We start from the raw sequence: 26,056 nt of genomic DNA, 5'->3' as shown, positions 1-26,056 counted from the left end.
CCTTTTTATTTATCCAAACGCTTATTTCCATTCAATCTTTATCTCAACAATTCATCGGTAACGCGTTGCAGAAATTCGATGCGCTCGGGTTTGGCTTCGCCTGATTCGGCAGCGGCTTTGACGGCGCAGCCTGGTTCGGCGCGGTGGGTACAGTTGTGGAAACGGCATTGGCCGATAAGGTGGCGCAGGTCGGGGAAGTATTGTAATAAATCGGCGGCTTGGAGATGGTGCAGGCCGAATTCTTGCAGGCCGGGGGAATCGATGAGTCGGGTTTCTGCGTTTAAATCGTATAGTTGGGCGTGGGTGGTGGTGTGTTTACCGGAGTCGAGCGCGGTGGAAATGTCGCCGGTTCGGGCGGCTTGGTTGCCGAGTAGGGCGTTGGTCAGGGTGGACTTGCCCATGCCGCTTTGTCCGAGCAGGATGTTGGTTTGCCCTTCTAAAATGGGACGTAGGATGTCGGCGTTTTCCAATGCGTTGGTTTCGACCACGGAGTAGCCGAGGGTTTCGTAGAATTTGAGTTTCTCGCGCCATTGGGCGGTTTCGGGGAGGTCGGCTTTGTTGAGGACGATGACGGTGTTAATGCCGGCCGCTTCGGCTGCGAGGAGGGCACGTTGCAACAGGGCTTCGCTGGGTGAGGGGCTGGCGGCGGTTACGATGAGCAGTTGGGTAACGTTGGCGGCAATCAGTTTGGTTTTCCACGCGTCTTGGCGGTAGAGCAGGCTTTCGCGCGGGAGGTAGTCTTCAATCACGACTTGTTCGCCGTTGATGGGGCTGATACGGACTTGGTCGCCGCAGGCGAAATCGACGCGTTTTTTGCGGGTGGTGGCGTCATATGTTTGGCCGTCAGGGGTGCGGACAATATAGCGGCGGCCATAGCTGGTAATGATTTGGGCGGTATCGGTCATGATGGGGTTTATTGTTTGGAATGGTGTGATTGTACCGAAAGTCAGCTATGGCCGTCTGAAAACTTGTTTGCACCTTTTAACTTTCTTTGGCTTGGTTTTTGGGTGTTTCTGCCCTATATTTGCAATGTATTGGTTTTCAGGAGATTTTTTTATGGATTTCAGTCAGTTGCTCAATCAGGTTTTGGGTGCGACTCAAAAAGGCGGCAAAGCGGTGGCGGACAGCCCGCTCAATTCTTTCGGCGGCGGCGCGTTGACGGGTGCTTTGGCATCGATGCTGTTGAAAAAGAAAAACGCAAAAAAGCTGGTCAAGGCCGGCTCGGTCGCCGCTTTGGGTTTTCTGGCTTATAAAGGCTATCAAAACTGGAAACAAAACCAGCAGCAGGACGAATTGCCGCAAAGTGCGTTCCAACCTGCCGGCCTGATTGGTGAAAACCACAGCCGTGTAATTTTACAAACAATGATTGCGGCGGCGGCTTCAGACGGCCTGATTGACGATGCGGAACGCGCGGCGATTGAGCGTGAAAGCGGCAGCGATGCGGAAACGGCGGCATGGCTGCAGGCGGAATATGCGCAACCGGCCTCCATCGAGCAAATTGCCGCTTCGGTCGGCAATGACGAGGCTTTGGCAGCCGAAATTTATCTGGCGGCCCGATTGGTCTGCGCGGACTTGTCGCGCAAGGAAATCGTGTTCCTGAGCCGTTTGTCCCAAGCTTTGAATTTGGACGACCAGCTGGTCGAAAGCTTGGAAAAACAGCTCGAATTGGCTTAAGCCGGATTTAAAAGGCCGTCTGAATCCTGATTTCAGACGGCCTTTCGACTTAATTTCAGAGTAAAATAACCCTTTCGACATATTAAAGGCTGTCTGAACATGAATAAACTTTTTTCCACATTCAAAACGTTTTTAGCCGCTTCGTCCGTCTTGGTATTGGCCGCCTGTCCGAGCGGCAACTCGCCGCAATCCAAACCTTCTACGCAGGGTCAAAATACGGTTTCGCATACTGCACCCAAACCGAAAGCCACGGTTGCGCTGGCTTTGGGCGGCGGCGCGTCCAAAGGCTTTGCCCATATCGGGATTATTAAGGTTTTGAAAGAAAACAATATTCCGGTAAAAATCGTTACTGGTACATCCGCAGGCTCGATTGTCGGCAGTATGTACGCTTCGGGAATGTCGCCCGACCGCCTCGAATTGGAAGCAGAAATTTTGGGTAAAACCGATTTGGTGGATTTGACCTTGTCCACCAGCGGCTTCATCAAAGGCGAAAAACTGCAAAACTACATCAACCGCAAAGTCGGCAACCGTCCGATGCAGCAGTTCCCCATCAAATTTGCCGCCGTTGCGACCGATTTTGAAAGCGGCAAACCGGTGGTGTTCAACGTCGGCAATGCCGGACAGGCCGTCCGCGCTTCTGCGTCGATTCCGAACGTGTTCCAACCAGTCGTTATCGGCAACCGCAAATATGTAGACGGCGGCCTGTCGCAGCCCGTACCGGTCAGCGCGGCGAAAAAAATGGGCGCAAACTTCATCATTGCCGTCGATATTTCCGCCCGTCCGGCCAAAAACGTCAGCCAAGGCATGTTCTCCTATCTTGACCAAACCTTCAACGTAATGAGTCAAACTGCGTTGCACCAAGAATTGGGACAAGCCAATGTGGTCATCAAACCGCAGGTTTTGGAGCTGGGTTCGGTTGGTGGCTTCGACCAAAAACAACGCGCCATCCAATTGGGCGAACAGGCCGCTCGCGCCGCGCTGCCTGAAATCAAACGCAAACTGGCAGCATACCAGTATTAATCATCCGCCGTTTGAACAGGCCGTCTGAAAGTATGTTTTTCAGACGGCCTTTCTCGTGCAAATCTGCTAAAATCACGCGTTTCCTACAAATCATAAAATCCTAAAAAAATGAATATCTTTTACGAAGAGTCCGGCCAATTCAAAGTTGCCTCCATCGTCCAAAAAAACGACGCCACCTACCAAGTCGATACCCAACACGGCAAACGCACCAAAGTGAAGGCAAACAATGTCTTTGCCGAGTTTGACGGCGATATGGCGGCATTTTTGGAGAACGCGCAGGCACAGGCGGCGGACATCGACACCGATTTATTGTGGGAAGTATGCGGTGAAGAGGAATTTACCGCCGAAGCCATCGCCGAAGAATATTACGGCCATGCGCCGACCAAAACCGAGCTGGCGGCGACTTTGATTGCGCTTTACGCCGCGCCGATGTATTTCTACAAAAAAGCCAAAGGCGTGTTCAAAGCCGCACCGGAAGAAACCTTAAAACAAGCGCTTGCCGCCATCGAACGTAAAAAACAGCAAGACGCGCAAATCGACGCTTGGGCGGAAGCCTTGAAACGCGGCGAGATGCCGTCTGAAATCGCGGCGGATTTGAAAACCATCTTACATGCGCCCGACAAGCAATCGCTGACCTACAAAGCCTTTACCAAAGCCGCCGACGAGCTGAAAATCTCCGCCTACGAACTGGCGAAAAAAACGGGCGGCATTACGTCCATTCCCCAATACCTGCAAGATGGGTTTGAAATCAAATATTTCCCCAAAGGAACAGGCTTCCCCGACCTTCCGCTTCCTGAAATGCCCGACTTGCCCAAGGCTGACGTTACCGCCTTTTCCATTGACGACGAATCGACTACCGAAGTGGACGATGCCTTGAGCCTGACCGACTTGGGCAATGGCATGAAACGCGTCGGTATCCACATCGCCGCGCCGTCGCTTGCCATTAAACAAGGCGACAAAATGGAAAAAAACATCATGGAACGCTTGAGCACGGTCTATTTCCCCGGCGGCAAAATCACTATGTTGCCCGAAAACTGGATTGCCGCGTTCAGCCTTGATGCAGGCGCATACCGCCCTTCCATCAGCATTTATTTCGATGTGGACAGCGAGTTCAACGTCGGCGCGCCAACCTGCAAAATCGAAGCGGTCAACATCGCTGAAAACCTGCGCATTCAAACCATCGAGCCGCATTTCAACGCCAAAACTGGCTTGGACGAAACGGGCGAAATGATGTTCGCCCACCATCAAGACCTGATTTGGTTCTATCAATTCGCCATCGCCCTGCAAAAAGCGCGTGGCAAATACGAGCCCGACCGTGCGCCGCAATACGATTACAGCATCGAATTGGATGAGGAAGGCAACGTATCCGTCGTCCGCCGCGAACGCGGTTCGCCCATCGATACGCTGGTCAGCGAGATGATGATTCTTGCCAACAGCACTTGGGCGCAAATGCTGGACGAAAACGAGCTGCCCGGCCTTTTCCGTGTCCAACCGGCAGGCAAAGTACGCATGAGCACCAAATCCGAGCCGCACATCGGCATGGGCGTGCAACATTACGGCTGGTTTACCTCGCCGCTGCGCCGCGCCGCCGACTACATCAACCAAAAGCAGCTGATCAGCCTGATCGACGATACTGCCGAGCCACTGTATCAAAACAGCGATGCCGAGCTTTTCGCCGCACTGCGCGACTTTGATGCCGCCTATACAGCCTACGCCGACTTCCAACGCCAAATGGAAGCCTACTGGAGCCTCGTATACCTGCAACAGCAAGGCACGAGCGAGCTGACGGCCACCATCCTCAAAGAAGACCTCGTCCGCATTGAAGGCCTGCCGCTGGTAACGCGCGCGACCGGTATTCCGTTTGACGCACTGCCAAAATCGCAGGCATTGTTCAAAATCACCGAACTGGATGCCGAGAAGCAGTTTATCGCGCTCAACTATCAAAAAGCCGTTTTACCCGGCTGATAACGTTATTTCGTTTGAAAAAAAGGCCGTCTGAACAAAGAAACAGAAATCTTTGATTTCGTTTTCATCCCTGTTCAGACGGCCTTCATCATCTAAAAATGCTACAATTCCCCTTTTCTGCCCATCATTTCAAACCATGAAAAAAAACGCCCCCCAATCCTTTGAAGAAGCCTTATCCCGCCTCGAAACCCTGACTCAGGCCATGCAAAGCAGCGAAATGCCGCTGGAAGACGCTTTGGCCGCCTATCAGGAAGGCAACGAATTGGTCAGATACTGCCAAACCAAATTAGCGGAAGTCGAGCAGAAACTGCAAGTTTTGGATGCCGGCGAACTGAAGGAGTTGAACCTTGAACCCGGCGAATGAACTCAAAACATGGCAGCAAAAAGCCCAAGCGCAAACCGAATTGCTGCTGGCACATTTCTTGCCGTCTGAAAGCCAAGTGCCGCACACGCTGCATGAAGCCATGCGTTACGTTACCCTCGGCGGCGGCAAACGGCTGCGCCCGCTCTTGGTGCTTGCCGCGTCCGAATTGGGCGAAGCAAACCAAAACGCCGTCGAGCAGGCGATGGCGGCCATCGAAATGGTGCACGTCTATTCGCTGGTTCACGACGATATGCCGGCGATGGACAACGACAGCCTGCGCCGCGGCAAACCGACCTGCCATGTGCAATACGATGAAGCAACCGCCCTTTTGGTCGGCGATGCGCTGCAAACCCAAGCCTTTGATGTGTTGAGCCGTCCGACAGGCCTGCCTGCCGAACGCCAGCTTGCCATGTTGTCCACACTGGCCCAGGCATCCGGCAGCCTCGGCATGGCGGGCGGACAAGCCATCGACCTTGCCAATGTCGGCAAGGCCATGAATCAGGCCGAATTGGAACAGATGCACAGCCTCAAAACCGGCGCACTCATCCGCGCGGCCGTGGCCTTAGGCGCACTTTCCTGCCCAGACTTAACACCGGCGCAAATCCAAACCTTAGACCACTACGCCGCCAAATTGGGCCTGGCTTTCCAAGTGATCGACGATGTATTGGACTGCGAAGCCGATACCGCCACCTTGGGCAAAACCGCCGGCAAAGACTCGGACAACGACAAACCGACCTACGTCAAACTGATGGGCCTGCAGGCCGCGCGTACTTACGCAGAAACGCTGATTGCAGAAGCCGTTGCCCTGATCGAGCCATTCAGCGACAAAGCCCTGCGCCTGCGCCAACTGGCAGAGTTTGTTACCGCACGGAAAAACTAAACCTGCAAATAAATAAAGGCCGTCTGAAACCTGATTTTAGGTTTCAGACGGCCTTTTTAACAGCCTGTTTGGCTTAGGTATCCCATACCTAATACAGAGCCTTCAAAGTGCATGAAACACCCTGCAAACAGCGTTCACAAAGCCTCAGCCTGCCTTGTTAATCCAATAGGGCATCTACGAACGCTTTGGCATTAAACGGACGCAAATCGTCGATGCCTTCGCCTACGCCGATGTAGCGGACAGGAACAGGGCGGTCAGAGGCAAGCGCGGCAAGGATACCGCCTTTGGCCGTACCGTCTAGCTTGGTCACGATCAGGCCGGTCAGACCCAGTGCTTCATCAAAGGCTTTCACTTGGTTGACAGCGTTTTGACCGATGTTGGCATCAAGCACGACGATGATTTCATGTGGCGCATCAGGCATGGCTTTTTGCAACACGCGTTTCACTTTTTTGATTTCTTCCATCAAATGAAGCTGCGTCGGCAGGCGGCCGGCAGTATCGGCCAGCACGATATCGATCCCACGCGCTTTCGCGGCTTGGACGGCATCGAAGCAAACGGCAGCGGAATCGCCCGTAGTTTGCGAAATCACGGTCACATTATTGCGCTCACCCCAAGCCTGAAGCTGCTCACGCGCGGCGGCACGGAAAGTATCGCCTGCCGCCAGCAATACAGATTTTCCCTGGGCTTGGAAATATTTAGCCAGTTTGCCGATAGAAGTGGTTTTGCCTGCGCCGTTGATACCGGCAAGCATAATCACGAAAGGCTCCTTGGTTTCCGGCAAGACCAAAGGTTTCTCCAGAGGCTTAATCAAGTCGTACAACGCATCCTTCAGCGCGCCGCGCAATTCGTTGCCGTCTTTGAGGCCTTTGAGGCTGACACGGTCGCGCACGTCTTTCATCAAGTATTCGGTGGCTTCCATGCCCATATCGCTGGTAATCAGCACGGTTTCCAGCTCTTCGTACAGATCCTCGTCGATCTGTCCGCCGCCGAACACGCCGGCCAACGATTTTGCCATTTTGTCGCGTGATTTGGTCAAGCCTTGTTTCAAACGCGCAGCCCAACTGAGCTTGTGTTCTTCTGCCGGAGCAGGAGCTTCAACCGGTGTTTCCGCAACGGCTTCTTGAACTTGCTCAACAGCTTCGCTAACTGCCTCAACAGCTTCTTCTTTTACCGCTTCGGCCTGTTCTACTGCTTCCTCAGCAGCCTCGGCCACTTCAGACGGCATTTCGGCAACAGTTTCCTTTACCTGCTCAACAGCCTCGTTGACGGTTTCAACGGCCGCTTCTTTTACCGCTTCAGCCTGTTCCGCTACTTCTTCAGCAACCTCGGCCACTTCAGACGGCATCTCGGCAACAGTTTCCTTTACCTGATCAACAGCCTCGCTGACGGTTTCAACGGCCGCTTCTTTTGCCGCTTCAACGTGTTCTTCTACTTTCTCAACTGTTTCAGACGGCGTTTCGGTTAAAGCTTCTCGAACCTGCTCGACGGTTTCGCTAACGGTTTCAACAGCCAATTCGACAACTGATTCAACATGCCCTTTGACGCTTTCTGCTAAAGATTCGGCATCTTCTTTAATATTTTCAACTACTTGAGCAACTTCAGATTCTACTTTTGCTGCAGTTTCCTGAACTTGAGCCTCCTCAGGAGCCGGAGTTTCCTGTTTTTTCTTGCGACGGAAGAAGCTGAACATTAAATTTTCCTTTTAATTTTAGAAACTTGAAATAGGGAGTATTGTAGCGTATTTTACGTGGCAAGGTCGTCTGAAAATCAAGGTTGTCAGGTTTTGGCATTTCCAACGTCTAATCAGACAAACCATCCATACAGGAAACATAGCAATGAATCCCCGCACATTATTTTCACTTTGCACCAAGTTCGGCTGCCTGCTTGCGCTTGGCGCCTGCTCATCCAAAATGATGGATACCGAAGCCGCAACCATACCGCAGGCATTGTCCTCGTTGAAAACCCCTGACAACCGCCCTGCCAGTGTTTTTCTGAAAAAAGACAAACCCACCCTGATTAAATTTTGGGCAAGTTGGTGCCCTTTGTGTTTGTCCGAATTGGGACAAACCGAAAAATGGGCGCAAGATGCAAAATTCGGTTCTGCCAACCTGATTACCGTCGCCTCTCCGGGCTTTTTGCACGAGAAAAAAGACGGCGACTTTCAAAAATGGTATGCCGGTCTGAACTATCCTAAGCTGCCCGTCGTTACCGACAACGGCGGCACCATCGCCCAAAGCCTGAATATCGGCGTTTACCCTTCGTGGGCATTAATCGGCAAAGACGGCGACGTGCAGCGCATCGTCAAAGGCAGCATTAATGAAGCGCAGGCATTGGCTTTAATCCGCGATCCCAATGCCGATATAGGCCGTCTGAAAAACTCGTTCTACAAACCCGACACACAGAAAAAGGATTCAGCAATCATGAATACGCGCACCATCTACCTCGCCGGCGGCTGCTTCTGGGGCTTGGAAGCCTATTTCCAACGCATAGACGGCGTGGTTGACGCAGTATCCGGCTACGCCAACGGCAAAACGGAAAACCCAAGCTACGAAGACGTTTCCTACCGCGATACAGGCCATGCCGAAACCGTCAAAGTTACCTACGATGCCGACAAACTCAGCCTAGACGACATCCTGCAATATTTCTTCCGCGTTGTTGACCCGACCAGCCTCAACAAACAAGGCAACGACACCGGCACGCAATACCGCAGCGGCGTGTACTACACCGACCCTGCCGAAAAAGCCGTCATTGCCGCCGCCCTCAAACGTGAGCAGCAAAAATACCAACAGCCCCTCGTCGTCGAAAACGAGCCGCTGCAAAACTTCTACAACGCCGAGGAATACCATCAGGACTACCTGATTAAAAACCCCAACGGCTACTGCCACATCGACATCCGCAAAGCCGACGAACCGCTGCCGAACAAAACCAAAGCTGCCCCGCAAGGCAAAGGCTTTGACGCGGCAACGTATAAAAAACCCAGCGCTGCCGAACTCAAACGCCTCCTGACTGAAGAGCAATATCAAGTTACCCAAAACAGCGCGACCGAATACGCCTTCAGCCACGAATACGACCACTTGTTCAAACCCGGTATTTATGTGGACATCGTCAGCGGCGAACCCCTGTTCAGCTCTGCCGACAAATTCGATTCCGGCTGCGGCTGGCCGAGCTTCACCCACCCGATTAACGCCGCCGCCATTACCGAACACGACGATTTCAGCTACAACATGCGCCGCACCGAAGTGCGCAGCCATGCCGCCGACTCGCACTTGGGACACGTCTTCGCCGACGGGCCAAAAGACAAAGGCGGCCTGCGCTATTGCATCAACGGCGCAAGTTTGAAATTCATCCCGCTGGAACAAATGGACGCAGCCGGCTACGGCGCATTGAAAGACAAAGTGAAATAACGGATTGAATCGAAAAAGGCCGTCTGAAAAAGATTTCAGACGGCCTCTTTAATTTGTCGGATGTAGAGGGTGGTTTCTTATCTATCAAGAAATCTCAATAACTAAGAAAGTGCGCCCTGCAAAAACCTTTTAAATTCGTTTTGCCAACTCTTCGGCTTTGCCCACATACAACGCAGGGGTCAGCTCAAGCAATTTGGCTTTGGCTTCTACCGGAATTTCCAACGATTCGATAAAGAGTTTCAACACTTCAGGCGTAATGCCGTCTTTACCGCGCGTCAGGTCTTTCAGCTTCTCGTAAGGATTGGCCACGCCGTAACGACGCATTACAGTTTGAATCGGCTCGGCCAGCAGCTCCCAAGTAGCGTCCAAATCGGCAGCAAGGGCAGCAGGATTCGGTTCAAGCTTGTTCAGACCGCGCAGATGGGCGGCAAAGCCCAATACGGTATAGCCCACGCCTACGCCCATATTGCGCAATACGGTGCTGTCGGTCAGGTCGCGCTGCCAACGGGAAATCGGCAGTTTTTCGGACAAAAAGCCCAATACGGCATTGCCCATACCGAGGTTGCCTTCGGAATTTTCAAAGTCGATCGGATTAACTTTATGCGGCATAGTGGAAGAACCGACTTCGCCTGCTTTGACTTTTTGTTTGAAGTAACCCAAAGAAATGTAGCCCCAAACATCGCGGTTGAAGTCGATCAGAATCGTGTTGACACGACTGATGGCTTGGAAGAATTCCGCCATATAGTCGTGCGGCTCGATTTGAATGGTGTAGGGGTTGAAGGTCAGGCCGAGGCTGATTTCAACGAAGTTGCGGCAATGGGTTTCCCAATCCACATCGGGATAAGCGACCATATGGGCATTGTAGTTGCCGACTGCACCATTGATCTTGCCGAGGAACTCTTGCGCTTGCAGGTTTTTAAACTGACGTTGCAGGCGGTACACAACATTGGCGATTTCTTTACCCAGTGTGCTTGGTGTAGCAGGCTGGCCATGCGTGCGGCTCATCATAGGGACAGCAGCCAACTCATGCGCCATGCTAGTCAGTTTTTCGATGATTTCGGCCAGTTTCGGCAGAAAAACAGCCTCGCGCGCTTCTTGAAGCATTAAAGCGTGGGACAGGTTGTTGATGTCTTCGCTGGTGCAGGCAAAGTGGATGAATTCGCTGGCAGCAGCCACTTCAGGCACGCCGGAGAAGCGTTCTTTAAGCCAATATTCAATGGCTTTGACGTCGTGATTGGTGGTCGCCTCAATGGCTTTGACGGCGGCGGCATCTTCAAGCGAGAAGTTTTCGATCACTTTGTCGATTTCAGCAAGCGTAAAATCGCTGAAAGCAGGAACTTCTACAATCTTAGGCTCGGCGGCAAGGGCTTTGAGCCAGTTTAATTCAACTTTGACACGCGCACGCATCAGGCCGTATTCGGAGAAAATCGGACGCAATGCTTCAACGGATTTGGCGTAGCGGCCATCTAATGGGGAAAGTGCAGCGATAGGGTTAATCATGTCGGATCTTCCTATGGGATGAAAACCAAATTGTTTGCAATTATACATGATTTTACACTTCAAGGCCGTCTGAAAGACAGATTTCAGACGGCCTTTTAGGCGTATTTTTCATAAAATTCTTTTCAGAGGTTCAACTTTGCAAAATCGATTTACGATATATGCCATCTTCACGGATAATATCGGCTGACTTTCTGTAAATAATGAGGTTTTATGAATATCAACCGTTTTTCCCTAGCTGCAACCGTATTTGCGGCTTTGATGTTGAGTGCCTGTGAAACAACAACCACATCGAGCGGCGGCGGCAGCTGGACCAATATCGGCACCATCTCTGAAGGCAATATCAAAGTGGCCATTGATAGAAGTAGCATTAAAAGAAATGGCGCACTGGTTACTTTCCGCGATAAAAAAACCGTTTCCAAACTGAAAGAGGAACGTTTCGTCAATACGCCGGCCTATAAAACGGCCATCGGCAGCTGGGAAATTCATTGCTCAAACAAAACCTATCGTCTGGCAGCACTGCAATTGATGGACGAATACGGCCAGGTCATTTCCAACCAAAGCTATACGCCGACCAGCATCCGTCCAATGAGTGTCATGAGTGGCACGATTACTGAAAAACAATACGAAACTGTGTGCGGACATAAGCTTTAATCCACACTTATTCACAAAGTTATCCACAGTTTAAATATTTAAAAGGCCGTCTGAATGCTTTGAATATCAAGTTTCAGACGGCCTTTTTATGTTTTGATGGAAATTTATCTTCAAATTTATCCACAAAATTTGTTTATTCAAAAATAATTTATTACAGCGATTCATCTACGCTCAAAATTTGCTTCATTCTTTGTAAGAGCATTTCACAAAATACTGCTTTCTACTCTATTTACTGACTTACTATCTGCTCAATCGATCTGTATTTACAGACTGCTATGCATCAAACTGGATCTGCGCTAAATCCTTTTCACAAAGGTATTCCAATCTTTTGGAAAAAATTTGCTTCTCCAAATAAATACCTTTCCTTTGATGATACAGCCCTTCTTTAACGCAGCCTTGCTCCTGTTTCTCCGTCAATAATCTGGCTAGGCGTTTTCTGCTTACCTATCAATCCGCCTACAACCCAGACTTTCCTGCCAAACTGTCTTCTGACTTCCCTTTCCGTTTTGCATGCCCGTTTTCCTGCACGATTGCATGAAGTAGAGACTAAAGGCATTTCCAAAACCTGACACAAACGCCTTGCACCTACATGCGCAGGAACTCTGACAGCCAATTTACTGCGTCCTTTTCCACGCAATGATGGCAATACTTTTTTGCCGACCGGCAATAAAAAAGTTTTCGGAGCAGGCCATGCTTCATGCAGCATAGTTTGGATATTTTCAGACGGCCTTTGCAGCAAAGGTTGCAACTGTTCCAAGCTATGGCCAATGACAATCATGCCTTTGTGTTGCGGTCGTTTTTTCAGATGAATCAGTTGATTGAGTGCTTTAGGCAAAGTAGGGACACAGCCCAAGCCATAGCAAGACTCGGTAGGATAGGCGACCAAACCGCCTTTTTTAAGATGCGCCTGCAGCCTGCATTGGGCTGCAGCCGATAAAATTCTGGGAAACATCATCATCATACCAAGGCCGTCTGAAACTGAGATTGTCGGACAATCTGTGTTCAGACGGCCTATTTCTATTCATTATTAACGGTTGATGGCTTTATCGGCAATGTCTTTACGGTATTGCATACCGTCAAAACGGATTGTTTCCAATGCCTCATAAGCCTTGCTTTTAGCTTGGGCAACATCATCGCCCAAACCGACTACACACAATACACGGCCGCCGTTGGTTACAACTTCTCCTTTTTCATTCGTTGCAGTACCGGCATGGAAAACTTTACCGATTTGATTGGCCTTATCCAAGCCGAAGATCACATCGCCTTTTTTCGGGGAGTCAGGATAATTTTGTGCGGCCAACACCACGCCTACTGCAGTTTGCGGATTCCATTTGGCAGCAACACTATCCAGTTTGCCGTCGATTGCCGCTTCAACCAAGTCCACCAAATCGCTATCCAAACGGCTCATAATCGGCTGGGTTTCAGGGTCGCCGAAACGGCAGTTGAATTCAATGGTATAAGGCGCACCGGTTTTATCAATCATCAAGCCCGCGTATAAAAAGCCGGTAAACTCATGACCTTCTGCTTTCATACCTGCCACGGTCGGCAAAATAATTTCATTCATCGCGCGCTCGTACACATCAGGCGTTACCACCGGAGCAGGGCTGTATGCGCCCATACCGCCGGTATTAGGGCCTTTGTCGTCATCCAACAGGCGTTTATGGTCTTGACTGGTTGCCATCGGCAAAACATGATTGCCGTCCACCATAACGATAAAGCTTGCTTCCTCGCCTTGCAGGAAATCTTCAATCACGACACGCGCGCCTGCATTGCCCATTTTGTTGCCCAACAACATATCGTCAATAGCGGCATGGGCTTCATCCAAAGTCATGGCGACAATCACGCCTTTACCGGCAGCCAAACCATCCGCCTTAATAACAATTGGCGCACCTTTTTGATTGACGTAATCATGTGCCGCATCGGCATTTTCAAAGGTTTGGTATTGCGCGGTTGGAATGTTATATTTTGCCATAAACGCTTTAGCAAAATCCTTTGAGCTCTCCAGCTGGGCCGCGTATTGAGTCGGGCCAAAAATCTTCAATCCGGCAGCACGGAAGTCATTCACCACACCCGCAGCCAAAGGCGCTTCAGGGCCGACTACGGTAAAGGCAATATTTTCATTACGGCAAAAATCAATCAAATCTTGATGTGCCGTCAACGCCACATTCTGCAGTTTAGGCTCAATTGCCGTTCCGGCATTACCAGGTGCAACAAAGACAATTTCTACTTTAGCCGACTGCGCCAATTTCCAAGCCAGTGCGTGTTCACGTCCACCATTACCAATAACGAGCAATTTCATACCATCTCCTTGAAGAATAGATGTTGTAAATAAAATTCAATCGATGGAATATTGTTCCATCTTGCATAGCTGTTTCAAATTAAGAATAATATTGCACCAAGACAACCATACTCTAATTTCAAACAACGAAAGGAAAATCATGCAAAAACGTATTGACGAAATTCAAAGCAAATACCGCGAATGGTGCGAATTACTGCCGCAACTGGAAGCAGATATCGCCCGTTGGAAACATGCTGCAAGCCTCATGCAAGACATGGATGACTTCTATACCAACGAATACCAAGCATGCCATCAAGCCATTGAAGAAGGGGCAGATGTTGATTTGCGAACACAGGGCGAATACAGCATTATGAGCGAAGATGCCCTATGGAACGCACTAGGGGAATTTCATCAACTGGCTTGGGAACACCTGCGCTCAAGTGTAAATGCTTTAGACAGATACCAAGGCTAAAACTTCAAAGGCCGTCTGAAACTTTTGATTTCTCAAATATGTTCAGACGACCTTTTATTCAAACGGCTTTTCAGTATCTATTTCAATTTGGCGCGTATTTTTCCAAGCAGCAATACAAGCTTCATAATCGGCCAACGCTATTTTCACTGTCAACTTACAATCCAGCTGCAAATCCTGTTCCACAATATCGACCTGATATTGTTTGGCAATCCGTATAGCCTCATTCAAAACAGGATATTCACATTTCAACCAAACTGTCTTTTCGACATTCTTTTCAACAACTTCAGCTATCGCCAATGCCTGAGTCGTTGATTCCTTATAAGCATGAATCAAACCGGGAACGCCCAATAGCGTACCGCCAAAATAACGCACAACCACAACCAACACATCCGTTACGCCGACAGAATCAATCTGTCCCAGAATAGGGCGGCCTGCGCTTCCGGACGGTTCTCCATCATCGTTTGCGCGAAACTGCATTCCATCCACACCCAATCGATAGGCATAGCACCAATGTCGTGCCTTGTGATGTTCTTCCTTTAATGGGTCTAAATACTTCTTCACATCGGCCAAAGTGCGAATCGGATAGGCGTATGCAATGAAGCGGCTGCCTTTATCTTTAAATTCAGCCTGTGTCGGTGTGGTAATGGTTTTATAGGTCGTAATCATGCCAAAATATTTTCAGACGGCCTTTGTTGTAAAAGGCCGTCTGAACGTTTCACGTGAAACATTAGTTTTTCAGTGCTTCAGTTAGTTGAGGCACAACTTCAAACAAATCACCAACCAAGCCGTAATCTGCCACATTGAAAATCGGAGCGTCAGCATCTTTGTTGATGGCAACAATTACTTTACTGTCCTGCATACCGGCAACGTGTTGGATAGCACCGGAAATACCGATAGCAAAGTACAGTTGCGGCGCAACCACTTTACCGGTTTGTCCGACTTGGGCATCGTTTGGCGCATACTCGGCATCCACTGCTGCACGGGATGCACCAATCGCCGCACCCAAAACATCAGCCAAAGGAGTCAATACTTCATTGAATTTTTCAGCGCTGCCCAACGCACGGCCACCGGAAACAATCACTTTTGCCTGAGTCAATTCAGGGCGGTCAGACTGGGAAAGTTGACGGTTTACGAAACGGCTCAGGTTTTGAGCAGGCGTTGCCTCAACATTGACCACTTCTGCATTACCGCCTTGTCCGGCAGCATCAAATGCGGTTGCACGGAAAGTCAGCACCAGTTTTTCAGAATTGGATTGAACGGTTTCAAATGCATTACCGGCATAAATCGGACGGACAAATGTCGAGTTATCCACAACTTCAGTTAAGTCCGAAACTTGTGGCACATCCAACAGGGCAGCGACCCGGGGCAGAAGATTTTTACCAAACGCAGTTGCAGTCGCAGCCACATAGCGGTAATCCGCAGCCAATTTAACAACCAAAGGCGATAATTCTTCTGCCAAGCCTTCAGCGTAATAGGGCGCATCGGCTACCAAAACTTTCGCCACGCCTGCAACCTGTTTTGCCTCTTCAACCACCGCAGCAGCATTGCTGCCGGCAACCAATAAATCTACATTACCCAATTTGGCGGCAGCCGTTACCGCATGCAAAGTGGCAGGATTCAAATGTTGGTTATTATGTTCTGCAATAATCAATACGCTCATTTCATACTCCTTAGATCACTTTGGCTTCGTTTTTCAGCTTTTCAACCAACTCGGCAACATCAGCCACTTTCACACCAGCTTGACGTGCTTTAGGTTCGGCAAATTTCACGGTATTCAAACGCGGAGAAATATCCACAGCCAAATCGGCAGGACTTAATTTTTCCAAAGGTTTTTTCTTTGCCGCCATGATATTAGGAAGTTTGACAAAGCGTGGTTCGTTCAAACGCAAATCTGCACTAATGACCGCAGGCAGCTTCAATGCAACAGTCTCTTCGCCGCCGTCAATTTCACGGGTTACCAATGCTTCTTCGCCTTCAATTTGCACTTTTGATGCAAAAGTACCTTGAGCCGCATTCAACAACGCAGCCAGCATTTGGGCAACTTGGTTGGCGTCATCGTCAATTGCCTGTTTGCCCAGCAATAAAATTTGCGGATTTTCTTTATCCGCAACAGCTTTCAGCAATTTTGCAACGGCCAAAGGCTCCAACTTCGCATCAGTCTCAACATGAACCGCACGGTCGGCACCCATCGCCAAAGCAGTACGCAACGTCTCTTCGCATTTTTTCTCGCCAAGAGAAACAGCAACAATCTCGCTTACTTTTCCGGCTTCTTTCAAACGGACAGCTTCTTCTACCGCGATTTCATCAAACGGGTTCATCGACATTTTGACATTACCGATATCCACATCGGAACCATCGGCTTTCACACGAACTTTGACGTTATAGTCCACTACGCGCTTTACTGCGACCAGTGCTTTCATTCAATTCTCCTAAAAAGAATGTCCATCAAATCTAGCATACTGCTTTTGATACATTCTTTATATAAAATCCAATTCGGTTTTCACCAACATGATAAAACCAAATTTGTATAAATCTTGGTAAATAGAGCGGAATTATATCATTTCTAAAGCATTTACTCAGAAAATAAATCCAACTCCCCTGCAATTATTTACCATATGCTGCAACACAATCCATCAAGGTTTGATAAACCTCGTCAACATTGGGAATTTGAGCAATACCGCCTAAATTTTTTGCATAAGCCGAAACTTGAACGCCGGTCTTGGCCGGATCTGTATCTGTATAAATTCCTACAACAGGCTTTTCCAGTGCATTGGCAAGATGCAGTAGTCCGGTATCTACGCCAATAATACCCTCTGCGTTTTTCAATAAAAATGCAGCCTGTAATAAATTCATTTTGTCGCAAACCGAAGCAGACGGTAAATCGCTTGCAATCTGTTCGGCACGCATTTTTTCGGTTTCATTTCCCCACGGCAAATATACATTGCATTGTTGTTCTTCATTCAACTTTTTCAATAATGCACGCCAGTGTTCTACCGGCCATAATTTACTGTCTCGACTGGTTGCATGCAAAGCAACGTAATAAGGGGATTGCAAATTTTTCAGACGGCCTGATTCAGGAACCGACAAACCAAATACCTGCGTTTCAGGCATTGTATAACCAAATACTTGGGCGAATAATTCACGGTTTCGCCAGACCGCATTTTTGCCTTTCGGCACGGCAAATGTTTTACTGTATGCAAAGGCAGCCAAACTTTCACGCGTGCTGTGTTTATCTAAACCGTAAATAGGGGATTTCGCCATTTTGGCAAAGCATGCGCTTTTAATCAGTCCTTGACTATCTAAAACAAAATCAAAAGATTCAGCCTGTAAATCCGTTTTCAGACGGCCTATTTCACGCCACGTTTCAGCCTGAAAAAGGTGTTTGCGCCACTGCCGCCATTTCATTACATGAACCTTTTTGACAAAAGGATGTAAGCGGGCAATATCTGCAAACCCTGCCTCACACAGCCAATGGAGCTCTACCTCAGGACATTGTCGCGCCAAATCTTCAACTGCGGGCAACGTATGAATTAAATCGCCCATACTGGACAAGCGGACAAGTAAAATCTTCATATTTTGGAAAATGTTTCACGTGAAACAACAGAATTTAAAAATATAATTTATTGATTATTAATGTATTTTCTTATTTCTTCGGCGTTTTCTAAAATAATAGCCCCGGCAGAATGCATTTCCTGCCATGCCGTTTCGATGGTTTCCGGAGCAATGCCACGGCAAGCCGCCTGATTGACGATGACTTTCCAAGCCCCGCCTTTAAGCAATTGTAAAACCGTCGTTTTCACACAATAATCCGTTGCCAAACCGCCGACAATGACTGTATCTGCATTTTGACAGCGCAACCATTCGATCAAACCTGTACTGAGCTTTTCTTCAATATCGTGAAAACATGCGCCGTAAGGATGTAACTCAGGATCGACGCCTTTCCAAACGCAATAATCGTATTCCTTGGCTGAAGGCAGGCCATCCAACAACTCATAGCCATATGTTCCAACCATCGCATGTGACACCCAAGTCAAATCCGCATCGGGTAAACCCGTCGGTTTTAACATATCAACAGGATTATCCACAAGCCATTTTGCCGCGACATGATGCGCATCTTTCGTCATCACGCGTAAATCCGCCAATGCGGCTTGGGCATTGAGTTCATCCGCAATCAGATGACCTTCGGCAACAGGCAATTCTTTCGGACACAAAGGCGTAAACGTTTTTTGTGCATCTACATCGATAGAAACAATCATGGATTAATTTAACCTATTGATTTTATTTTATATTATTAAAATTGAGCATTTATTGCCCATGTACGGACATTTGGAATAAATGCTTTGTATTATAACAAATTACTACCGCAAAATGTGGGAAAACATCTGTGATATGATGACAGTTTGCACAGAATATTTATCCATAAATTATGTCCTATTCTATTACGCCTATTGCAACCGTTCATTCCCCCTACAAACAAAAATTCGGCATTGCCCGCCAACCCGGTTTGGTTCCTGCGGCAGAAATTTGCATTGAACTCACTCCTGAATTTACCGCAGACAGCGTTCAGGGCTTGGAAGATTTCGACTATGTGTGGATAAGTTTTATTTTCCACGGCGTATTGGATGAAGGTTGGGCGCAAATGGTGCGTCCGCCACGGCTTGGAGGCAAACAAAAAATGGGCGTATTTGCCACGCGCAGCCCGCATCGCCCCAATCATCTCGGTTTATCCCTGCTGAAACTCGAACGCATCGAAACAGGCAAACCTATCCGCATCTATTGCAGTGGTGCAGACCTGTTGGACGGTACTCCGGTAGTGGATATCAAACCCTACATCCCGTTTGTCGAATCCAAACCTGACGCATCATCAGGCTTTGTCAGCGGCAAACCTGAAGAATTGAACGTAGTCTGGGCAGAAAGTACGCTTGCGGAACATTTATCCACAGAAGAAAAACAGCTCATTGAGCAAAGCATCGCCCAAGATCCTCGCCCTGCCTATCAAGATATTCCCGAACGGGTTTATGTGATGAATATTGCGGATTATGAAGTACAATTTAGGATAGAAAACAAATGTGCCACAGTGATTAAACTATCCACAGTCTGATTGCAAATTGAATTTATCTACAAACAAAAGACCGTCTGAAATGTTCAGACGGCCTTTTAATTATCTACAGACTGATTGATTCAGCCCGTTATTTTTTAGATTTTGCTGGCAAAAAATTCCAAGGTGCGAACCAATTGGCAAGTGTAAGACATTTCATTGTCGTACCAAGCAACGGTTTTCACCAATTGTTTATCACCAACTGTCATCACGCGGGTTTGAGTCGCATCGAAAAGCGAGCCGTATTCAATACCGATAACGTCGGAAGAAACGATTTGATCTTCAGTATAGCCTAAAGCATCGTTGGCAGCAGCTTTCATAGCTGCATTGATTTCTTCTTTGGTAACAGGGCGTTCGAGAACAGAAACCAATTCGGTCAAAGAGCCGGTAGCAACAGGAACACGTTGGGCAGAACCATCAAGTTTGCCATTCAATTCAGGGATAACCAAGCCGATGGCTTTAGCGGCACCGGTGCTGTTCGGTACGATATTCAATGCAGCGGCACGGGCGCGGCGGAAGTCGCCTTTACGGTGTGGCGCGTCAAGGGTGTTTTGGTCGCCGGTATAAGCGTGGATGGTGGTCATCAGGCCTTCAACAATACCGAATTCTTTTTGCAATACCGCAGCCATAGGGGCCAGACAGTTAGTCGTACAAGAAGCGGCTGAAATAACAGTTTCGCTGCCGTCCAAAATATCTTGGTTTACGCCGTATACAACGGTTTTCACATCATTGCCGCCAGGTGCAGAAATTACAACTTTGCGCGCACCGGCACGGATATGGGCTTCAGCTTTGGTTTTGCTGGTAAAGAAACCGGTACATTCGAGGACAACGTCCACACCCAGCTCGCCCCAAGGCAATTCTTCAGGATTAGGATTGGCAAATACTTTGATTTCTTTACCGTTCACAACAATAGCGTCGTCTTTCAATTCGGCAGAGCCTTCAAAGCGGCCTTGGGTACTGTCGTATTTTAAGAGGTGCAACAGCATGTCGGCAGGAGTCAGGTCGTTAACAGCAACGACTTCGATACCTTGGGCTTTTTCAATTTGACGCAATGCCAGACGACCGATGCGGCCAAAACCATTAATCGCTACTTTAATACTCATTTTGCTACTCCTATTAGATGGAATGGGAAAAATTTTTCAGTAAGGCCATTGTATCCTGAAATAAAATTACTTTCTAGAATTACAGATAATTACTTTTAAGTTATTTGATTTAAATAAAGAAAACATGAAATTCTTATTTGTAGGAAAATATTAGGAAAATATCAGGTAAATCGAATCAGTCCTGAATTTTGATATTTTATTTCATAAAAACCATTTTCCAATCTTAAAAGTTTCATAAGTTTATGGAAATCATAAACTTAGTTCTATTTCCTCCGTATTTTGCCATTTTTGTGTTGATAATTCAGTGTTTTTTTCAAATCATAATATTTTAATTTTTAAAATGATGATTTTGATGAAGAACCAAACCATCTGTGGATAACGGAATAACTTTCTTTAAAACCAATTTGATAGTTACTTTTTATCTTTGAGGCCAACCCCAACTGAATGCCGGAATAAAAGAGGATAAAATCTTAGTTTCCCTATTTATCTGTGGATAAAAACCAAATTACCCACTTCAATTTCACATGCTATTGTGGATAATTTAAATCTAGAAGTTTCTCTCGCAAAACATCCATATTGGCAAATACTATTAAAAATGATGGCTTGTTTTTTCCTTTTTAACGTATCATTTGCCTATCAGACTTTTTTAAAGGAAGCAATTATGCTGCAACGAACTTTAGCCAAATCAGTAAGCGTTACCGGCGTCGGCCTGCATTCGGGCGAAAGAGTCGCTCTGACTTTGCATCCTGCTGAAGAAAACAGCGGTATTTCGTTCCGCCGTACCGATTTAAGTGGGGAAATGGGCGAAATAATTAAATTGAACCCTTATTTGATCAACGATACCCGCCTCTCTTCAACCATCGTTACCGATAAAGGCGTACGCATCGGTACGATTGAACACATTATGTCAGCTTTGTCTGCCTACGGCATCGACAATGCCTTGATTGAATTGAACGCGCCTGAAATTCCGATTATGGACGGCTCCAGCCTGCCGTTTATTTACCTTTTACAAGATGCAGGCGTTGTCGATCAAAAAGCCCAAAAACGTTTTTTAAAAATCCTTAAACCTGTTGAAATCAAAGAAACCGGAAAATGGGTGCGCTTTACGCCTTATGACGGCTTTAAAGTTACTTTAACCATCGAATTTGACCACCCCGTGTTCAACCGCAGCGCACCTACTTTCGAGATTGATTTTGCAGGAAAATCCTATATCAATGAGATTGCCCGCGCCCGTACCTTCGGCTTTATGCACGAAGTGGAAATGATGCGCGCCCACAATCTCGGACTGGGCGGCAATTTGAACAATGCCATCGTGATTGACGATATGGATGTTTTGAATCCGGAAGGTTTGCGCTATCCCGATGAATTTGTCCGCCACAAAATCCTTGATGCGATTGGCGATTTGTACATTGTTGGCCATCCGATTATCGGCGCGTTTGAAGGTTACAAATCAGGTCATGCCATCAATAATGCACTGTTGCGTGCCGTTTTGGCAGATGAAAGCGCTTACGAATGGGTTGAGTTTGCCAATGACGAAGACTTGCCCACCGCTTTTCACGAGCTGCCGGCAGCCTGATAGAAAATAGATAAAGCAGTCCAATGAAAAGGCCGTCTGAACCTTTCAGACGGCCTCAATCATGTCTTTTTCCACAAGTAATTATCCACATATTCATCCATTTTATCTTATTGAAAAATAAAGATATTAAAATTTAACATTATTCTTATACACATCTTATCCATATATTTTCCCAAACTAAAAAGGCCGTCTGAACAACTAGGTTTCAGACGGCCTTTACATGTCAAACCGACAAAATCAATCGCCCATGACCTTGCCTTCACGGCGTGGGTCGGCGCCACCGAGCAAACCGTCTTTGCCGATCACAATGCCTTGTACGCCGGAATTCAAATCGCGGATTTGGACTTTGTAGCCCAATTTTTCCAACGCAGCCGCTTTATCCGCAGCCGCTGTTTTATCCTCAATTTCATACTGGCTGCCGCGATTGAGCATATTCGGCAGTAAAATTGCCGTCTGAATGTCCATACCCCAGTCGATATGCGCCACCAGCGTTTTGGCGACGAAACCGATAATGCGGCTGCCGCCGGGCGAACCGACCGCCAGATAAGGCTTGCCGCCTTTCATCACAATGGTCGGCGCCATCGAAGAACGCGGCCGTTTGCCGCCTGCCACGCTGTTGGCCACCGTTTTATCGTCCGCGCCGACAGGGTTGAAAGCAAAATCGGTCAATTCATTGTTGAGCAGATAGCCGTTTGCCATTAGTCCCGAACCGAATGCGTTTTCGATTGAAGTCGTCATCGACACGACGTTTCCGTCTTTATCCACAACCACCAAATGACTGGTGGACGGCAGCTCGACCGCCATCCCCTGTGCGTATGCCTTGCCGAACTTGCCTGCCTGAATATTTTCCAATGCCTTGTCAGCTTTGCGGATTTCTTCGGCGCGCGGTTTCAAATAAGCCTGAGAAATCAGGGCGCGGGTTGGGACGTTCACGAACTTGGGATCGCCGACGTAATAATCACGGTCGGCAAAAGCAATCCGCGACGCATCGCCTATCCAGCGCCAACTGTGGATATTTTCCGCGCCCAACGCCTTCATATCCTGATTTTGCAAGACGCCCAAAATCTCGCCCAAAGCAATCGCGCCCGAACTTGGCGCGCCCATGCCGCAGACTTCGTATTCACGATACGGCGCGCAAACCGGTTCGCGCTCGATAACGCGGTAGTTTTTCAAATCCGCCATACTGATTTTGCCGGGGTTATCCACAGCGCCGGTAACGGCACGGACAATATTCTGCGCCTGCATTCCCTGATAAAACGGCGCGCTGCCTTTTTCCGCCAACAGGCGCACGGAGCGGGCAAATTCAGGGTTTTTCAACACCGTTCCCGCTACCAAAGGCTTGCCGTCGGGCAGGAAATACGCAGCAGTTTGCGGATAACGTTTCAAAGGCTCCAGATTCTGCTCAATGGATTTCGCCATTCGCGGTGAAACGGTAAAGCCTTGTTCCGCCAAAGCAATCGGTTTGTCAAACAGGCTTGCCCACGGCAATTTGCCGTAACGCTTGTGGACATCTTCCAGCAGCTTCGGAATCCCCGGCACGCCGACCGAACGGCCGCCGACCACTGCATTCATAAAACCCATCGGCTTACCGTTTTCATCCAAAAAAAGTTCCGGCGTTGCCGCTTTCGGCGCCGTTTCGCGGGCATCAAACGTCGTCAGCTTTTTCGCCTTATTGTCCCAATACACCAGAAACGCACCGCCGCCCAAACCGGAAGACTGCGGCTCGGTCAGGCCCAAGGTCGTCTGCATGGCGATCATCGCATCTATCGCGCTGCCGCCGCGTTTCAAAACCTCGTATCCCGCCTCGGTTGCCAACGGATTGGCAGACGCTGCCATATAATGCTTGGCGCGGATCAATTTCTGCTCGGTCAGCCCCGTTCCTTGTTCCGGCGCATGGTTATCCACAGATACGGAGGGCAGGGCAACTTGAGGCTTTTGAACCGGCTGTTGCGCACAAGCAGCCAAGACCAAAATAGATAACAACTTAATACTAAAGGAAAATTTCATATTCAATCCATAAATTTAAATATTTTCAGACGGCCTTTTCCCAACTTGAACAAGAGGAAATATGAAAATATTCAGAAATAAAAAACCATTTGACTATTTCCCTACTCAATCAGTTCCGATTGGAGAAGTATAAAACAAGCTAAGATTGTGCACAGACGAAAAATTATCCACAGAATAAAGCGGCAGAAAAATTTTATCCACATATGCAAACAAGGCCGACCATACTTTATCCCCATCAAGAAATATCAGCTAAGTATTTGAAAAATTGTTTTAATCAAAGTTATCAACAAGCTGTGGCAACACTCAATATCATCTTCTATTTATTATTTAAAATCTTATTTATAGTTTGTTTTCCCAAAGGCAAAGGCCGTCTGAAACGTAAAGGCATCTTTTCAAAAAATTAAAAAGTTAAGGATTGTTAAAAACGTGTAAATCAGCTAGAGTTACGCTTGATAAAATTAATCAATAACGGAGTTTCACGAAATGAAAGGCGACATTGGCGTAATCGGCCTTGCCGTAATGGGGCAAAACCTGATTCTCAACATGAACGACAACGGCTTTAAAGTTGTCGCATACAACCGTACGACCAGCAAAGTAGATGATTTTTTAAACGGCGCAGCCAAAAATACCAATATTATCGGCGCATATTCACTGCAAGATCTGGTTAATAAATTAGAAAAACCTCGCAAAATCATGATGATGGTGCGCGCTGGTTCTGTTGTTGACGATTTTATCGAACAACTTGTTCCGCTTTTGGACGAAGGCGACATTATTATTGACGGCGGCAACGCCAACTATCCCGATTCCACCCGCCGCACACACGAGCTGGCGGCAAAAGGCATCCGCTTTATCGGCGCGGGCGTTTCCGGTGGCGAAGAAGGCGCGCGTCACGGCCCGTCCATCATGCCTGGCGGCGACGAAGCCGCATGGCCTGCCGTCAAACCCATTTTCCAAGCCATCTCCGCCAAAACCCCGCAAGGCGAACCCTGCTGCGACTGGGTCGGCCGCGACGGCGCGGGCCATTTCGTCAAAATGGTGCACAACGGCATCGAATACGGCGATATGCAGTTGATTTGCGAAGCCTACCAATTCATGAAAGACGGTTTGGGTCTGTCTTATGACGAAATGCACCAAATCTTCAACGAGTGGAATAAAACCGAGCTGGATTCCTACCTGATTGAAATCACCGCCGCGATTTTGGGCTACAAAGATGAAAACGGCGAACCTTTGGTTGAAAAAATCCTCGATACCGCCGGTCAAAAAGGCACGGGCAAATGGACCGGCATCAACGCCCTCGATTTGGGTATTCCGCTGACACTGATTTCCGAAGCCGTGTTTGCACGTTGCGTTTCTGCGTTCAAAGACCAACGCGTCCAAGCAAACAGCCTGTTTGGCAAAACCATTACCCCGATTGAAGGCGACAAAGCCGCATGGGTGGATGCGTTGCGCCAAGCCCTGTTGGCATCCAAAATTATTTCCTATGCACAAGGCTTCATGCTCATCCGCGAAGCCAGCGAAAACAACGATTGGGCATTGAATTACGGCAACACCGCCCTCTTGTGGCGCGAAGGCTGCATCATCCGCAGCGCCTTCTTGGGCAACATCCGCGACGCATACGAAGCCAATCCCGATTTGGTGTTCTTGGGTTCCGATCCTTATTTCAAAGGCGTATTGGAAACCTGTCTGCCTGCATGGCGTAAAGTGGTGGCCAAAGCGATCGAATGTGGCATTCCGATGCCTTGCATGGCTTCCGCCATTACCTTCCTTGACGGCTACACTTCCGAGCGTCTGCCGGCCAACCTGCTGCAAGCGCAACGCGACTACTTTGGCGCGCACACCTACGAGCGTACCGATAAACCGCGCGGCGAGTTCTTCCATACCAACTGGACAGGCAAGGGCGGCGATACCGCTTCAACCACATACGATATTTAATTTGCCTGAGCAAACAAAAGGCCGTCTGAGTATTTCAGACGGCCTTTTTATAGGGTTATCCACAATGAAGAATGAAACGATTTAAAACATTTTATAGACAACTTTATGAAATAAATAAAGATTAATAAAGGC

23 protein-coding genes are annotated in these 26,056 nt (G+C 48.3%); 11 read left to right on the top strand and 12 right to left on the bottom strand.

What is annotated here, in order from left to right:
• Positions 1-38: 38 nt before the first annotated feature.
• Positions 39-905 carry a ribosome small subunit-dependent GTPase A gene (rsgA, locus tag LPB400_RS01905; protein WP_070584458.1) on the bottom strand — a complete coding sequence of 289 codons (867 nt, stop codon included), beginning with the start codon at positions 903-905 and terminating at the stop codon, positions 39-41.
• A 151-nt stretch (positions 906-1,056) separates the two neighbouring features.
• Between rsgA and LPB400_RS01900 the strand changes: the two genes are divergently transcribed.
• From LPB400_RS01900 to LPB400_RS01880, 5 genes are all read left to right on the top strand, one after another.
• On the top strand, positions 1,057-1,674 hold the full coding sequence (locus LPB400_RS01900; protein ID WP_107792284.1) for a tellurite resistance TerB family protein: 618 nt from the start codon (positions 1,057-1,059) through the stop codon (positions 1,672-1,674).
• A gap of 99 nt (positions 1,675-1,773) precedes the next feature.
• Positions 1,774-2,694 (top strand): patatin-like phospholipase family protein, encoded by a 921-nt coding sequence (locus LPB400_RS01895; protein WP_219089206.1) that lies wholly within the window; start codon positions 1,774-1,776, stop codon positions 2,692-2,694.
• Between the two features lie 108 nt (positions 2,695-2,802).
• The gene (locus tag LPB400_RS01890; RefSeq protein WP_219089205.1) at positions 2,803-4,659 is read left to right on the top strand and encodes a ribonuclease catalytic domain-containing protein; all 1,857 of its coding nucleotides are present in this window, start codon (positions 2,803-2,805) and stop codon (positions 4,657-4,659) included.
• A 136-nt stretch (positions 4,660-4,795) separates the two neighbouring features.
• Positions 4,796-5,023, top strand: a complete 228-nt coding sequence (locus tag LPB400_RS01885; RefSeq protein ID WP_003681131.1) for an exodeoxyribonuclease VII small subunit — start codon at positions 4,796-4,798, stop codon at positions 5,021-5,023.
• Positions 5,007-5,903 (top strand): polyprenyl synthetase family protein, encoded by an 897-nt coding sequence (locus LPB400_RS01880; protein ID WP_219089203.1) that lies wholly within the window; start codon positions 5,007-5,009, stop codon positions 5,901-5,903. The genes LPB400_RS01885 and LPB400_RS01880 overlap by 17 nt, the downstream gene beginning before the upstream one ends.
• A 157-nt stretch (positions 5,904-6,060) precedes the next feature.
• Here the strand turns inward: LPB400_RS01880 and ftsY are convergent, their stop codons facing one another.
• Positions 6,061-7,593, bottom strand: coding sequence for a signal recognition particle-docking protein FtsY (ftsY, locus tag LPB400_RS01875; protein WP_219089201.1), 1,533 nt, complete (start codon positions 7,591-7,593; stop codon positions 6,061-6,063).
• A 145-nt stretch (positions 7,594-7,738) separates the two neighbouring features.
• On the opposite strand from ftsY, the gene msrAB reads away from it, so the two are divergent.
• The gene (gene msrAB / locus LPB400_RS01870; protein ID WP_219089198.1) at positions 7,739-9,307 is read left to right on the top strand and encodes a bifunctional peptide-methionine (S)-S-oxide reductase MsrA/peptide-methionine (R)-S-oxide reductase MsrB; all 1,569 of its coding nucleotides are present in this window, start codon (positions 7,739-7,741) and stop codon (positions 9,305-9,307) included.
• A gap of 129 nt (positions 9,308-9,436) precedes the next feature.
• On the opposite strand, the gene purB is transcribed toward msrAB, so the two are convergent.
• The gene (purB, locus tag LPB400_RS01865; protein WP_219089196.1) at positions 9,437-10,807 is read right to left on the bottom strand and encodes an adenylosuccinate lyase; all 1,371 of its coding nucleotides are present in this window, start codon (positions 10,805-10,807) and stop codon (positions 9,437-9,439) included.
• A gap of 210 nt (positions 10,808-11,017) precedes the next feature.
• Here purB and LPB400_RS01860 point away from each other — a divergent pair, with 210 nt between their 5' ends.
• Positions 11,018-11,458 carry a surface-adhesin E family protein gene (locus LPB400_RS01860; protein ID WP_107792289.1) on the top strand — a complete coding sequence of 147 codons (441 nt, stop codon included), beginning with the start codon at positions 11,018-11,020 and terminating at the stop codon, positions 11,456-11,458.
• 385 nt (positions 11,459-11,843) lie between these two features.
• On the opposite strand, the gene LPB400_RS01855 is transcribed toward LPB400_RS01860, so the two are convergent.
• Together LPB400_RS01855 and purD are read right to left on the bottom strand one after the other, a co-directional pair.
• Positions 11,844-12,413 carry an L-threonylcarbamoyladenylate synthase gene (locus tag LPB400_RS01855; RefSeq protein ID WP_070461562.1) on the bottom strand — a complete coding sequence of 190 codons (570 nt, stop codon included), beginning with the start codon at positions 12,411-12,413 and terminating at the stop codon, positions 11,844-11,846.
• A 72-nt stretch (positions 12,414-12,485) separates the two neighbouring features.
• Positions 12,486-13,757, bottom strand: coding sequence for a phosphoribosylamine--glycine ligase (gene purD / locus LPB400_RS01850; protein ID WP_070461523.1), 1,272 nt, complete (start codon positions 13,755-13,757; stop codon positions 12,486-12,488).
• Between the two features lie 139 nt (positions 13,758-13,896).
• Here purD and LPB400_RS01845 point away from each other — a divergent pair, with 139 nt between their 5' ends.
• Positions 13,897-14,208 carry a DUF4298 domain-containing protein gene (locus tag LPB400_RS01845; protein ID WP_003747758.1) on the top strand — a complete coding sequence of 104 codons (312 nt, stop codon included), beginning with the start codon at positions 13,897-13,899 and terminating at the stop codon, positions 14,206-14,208.
• A 54-nt stretch (positions 14,209-14,262) separates the two neighbouring features.
• Here LPB400_RS01845 and LPB400_RS01840 read toward each other — a convergent pair whose 3' ends face one another.
• From LPB400_RS01840 to LPB400_RS01820, 5 genes are all read right to left on the bottom strand, one after another.
• Positions 14,263-14,874 carry an IMPACT family protein gene (locus tag LPB400_RS01840; protein ID WP_070461524.1) on the bottom strand — a complete coding sequence of 204 codons (612 nt, stop codon included), beginning with the start codon at positions 14,872-14,874 and terminating at the stop codon, positions 14,263-14,265.
• A gap of 61 nt (positions 14,875-14,935) precedes the next feature.
• A complete protein-coding gene (locus LPB400_RS01835; protein WP_070461525.1) occupies positions 14,936-15,868 on the bottom strand; it encodes an electron transfer flavoprotein subunit alpha/FixB family protein in 933 nt (310 codons plus the stop codon).
• Positions 15,869-15,878: 10 nt separating this feature from the next.
• A complete protein-coding gene (locus LPB400_RS01830) occupies positions 15,879-16,628 on the bottom strand; it encodes an electron transfer flavoprotein subunit beta/FixA family protein (protein WP_003686610.1) in 750 nt (249 codons plus the stop codon).
• A 184-nt stretch (positions 16,629-16,812) separates the two neighbouring features.
• The gene (gene waaC / locus LPB400_RS01825; RefSeq protein WP_107810644.1) at positions 16,813-17,781 is read right to left on the bottom strand and encodes a lipopolysaccharide heptosyltransferase I; all 969 of its coding nucleotides are present in this window, start codon (positions 17,779-17,781) and stop codon (positions 16,813-16,815) included.
• Positions 17,782-17,828: 47 nt separating this feature from the next.
• Positions 17,829-18,464: a nicotinamidase gene (locus LPB400_RS01820; protein ID WP_107810643.1), complete on the bottom strand. Its 636-nt coding sequence runs from the start codon at positions 18,462-18,464 to the stop codon at positions 17,829-17,831.
• A 170-nt stretch (positions 18,465-18,634) separates the two neighbouring features.
• Here LPB400_RS01820 and tsaA point away from each other — a divergent pair, with 170 nt between their 5' ends.
• The gene (gene tsaA, locus LPB400_RS01815) at positions 18,635-19,309 is read left to right on the top strand and encodes a tRNA (N6-threonylcarbamoyladenosine(37)-N6)-methyltransferase TrmO (protein ID WP_107768594.1); all 675 of its coding nucleotides are present in this window, start codon (positions 18,635-18,637) and stop codon (positions 19,307-19,309) included.
• 95 nt (positions 19,310-19,404) lie between these two features.
• Here tsaA and gap read toward each other — a convergent pair whose 3' ends face one another.
• Positions 19,405-20,409, bottom strand: coding sequence for a type I glyceraldehyde-3-phosphate dehydrogenase (gene gap / locus LPB400_RS01810; protein WP_107792293.1), 1,005 nt, complete (start codon positions 20,407-20,409; stop codon positions 19,405-19,407).
• 661 nt (positions 20,410-21,070) lie between these two features.
• On the opposite strand from gap, the gene lpxC reads away from it, so the two are divergent.
• Positions 21,071-21,985 (top strand): UDP-3-O-acyl-N-acetylglucosamine deacetylase, encoded by a 915-nt coding sequence (gene lpxC, locus LPB400_RS01805; RefSeq protein WP_107792294.1) that lies wholly within the window; start codon positions 21,071-21,073, stop codon positions 21,983-21,985.
• A gap of 237 nt (positions 21,986-22,222) precedes the next feature.
• Here the strand turns inward: lpxC and ggt are convergent, their stop codons facing one another.
• The gene (ggt, locus tag LPB400_RS01800; protein WP_219089193.1) at positions 22,223-23,992 is read right to left on the bottom strand and encodes a gamma-glutamyltransferase; all 1,770 of its coding nucleotides are present in this window, start codon (positions 23,990-23,992) and stop codon (positions 22,223-22,225) included.
• A 483-nt stretch (positions 23,993-24,475) separates the two neighbouring features.
• On the opposite strand from ggt, the gene gnd reads away from it, so the two are divergent.
• Positions 24,476-25,924 carry a decarboxylating NADP(+)-dependent phosphogluconate dehydrogenase gene (gene gnd / locus LPB400_RS01795; protein WP_219089191.1) on the top strand — a complete coding sequence of 483 codons (1,449 nt, stop codon included), beginning with the start codon at positions 24,476-24,478 and terminating at the stop codon, positions 25,922-25,924.
• Positions 25,925-26,056 lie beyond the last annotated feature (132 nt).

Origin of the sequence: Neisseria perflava (genome assembly GCF_019334725.1) — a bacterium.
GTDB lineage: Bacteria > Pseudomonadota > Gammaproteobacteria > Burkholderiales > Neisseriaceae > Neisseria > Neisseria subflava_A.
Note: the sequence above shows the minus strand (reverse complement) of the source record. Positions and strands in the feature narration are given on the sequence as shown.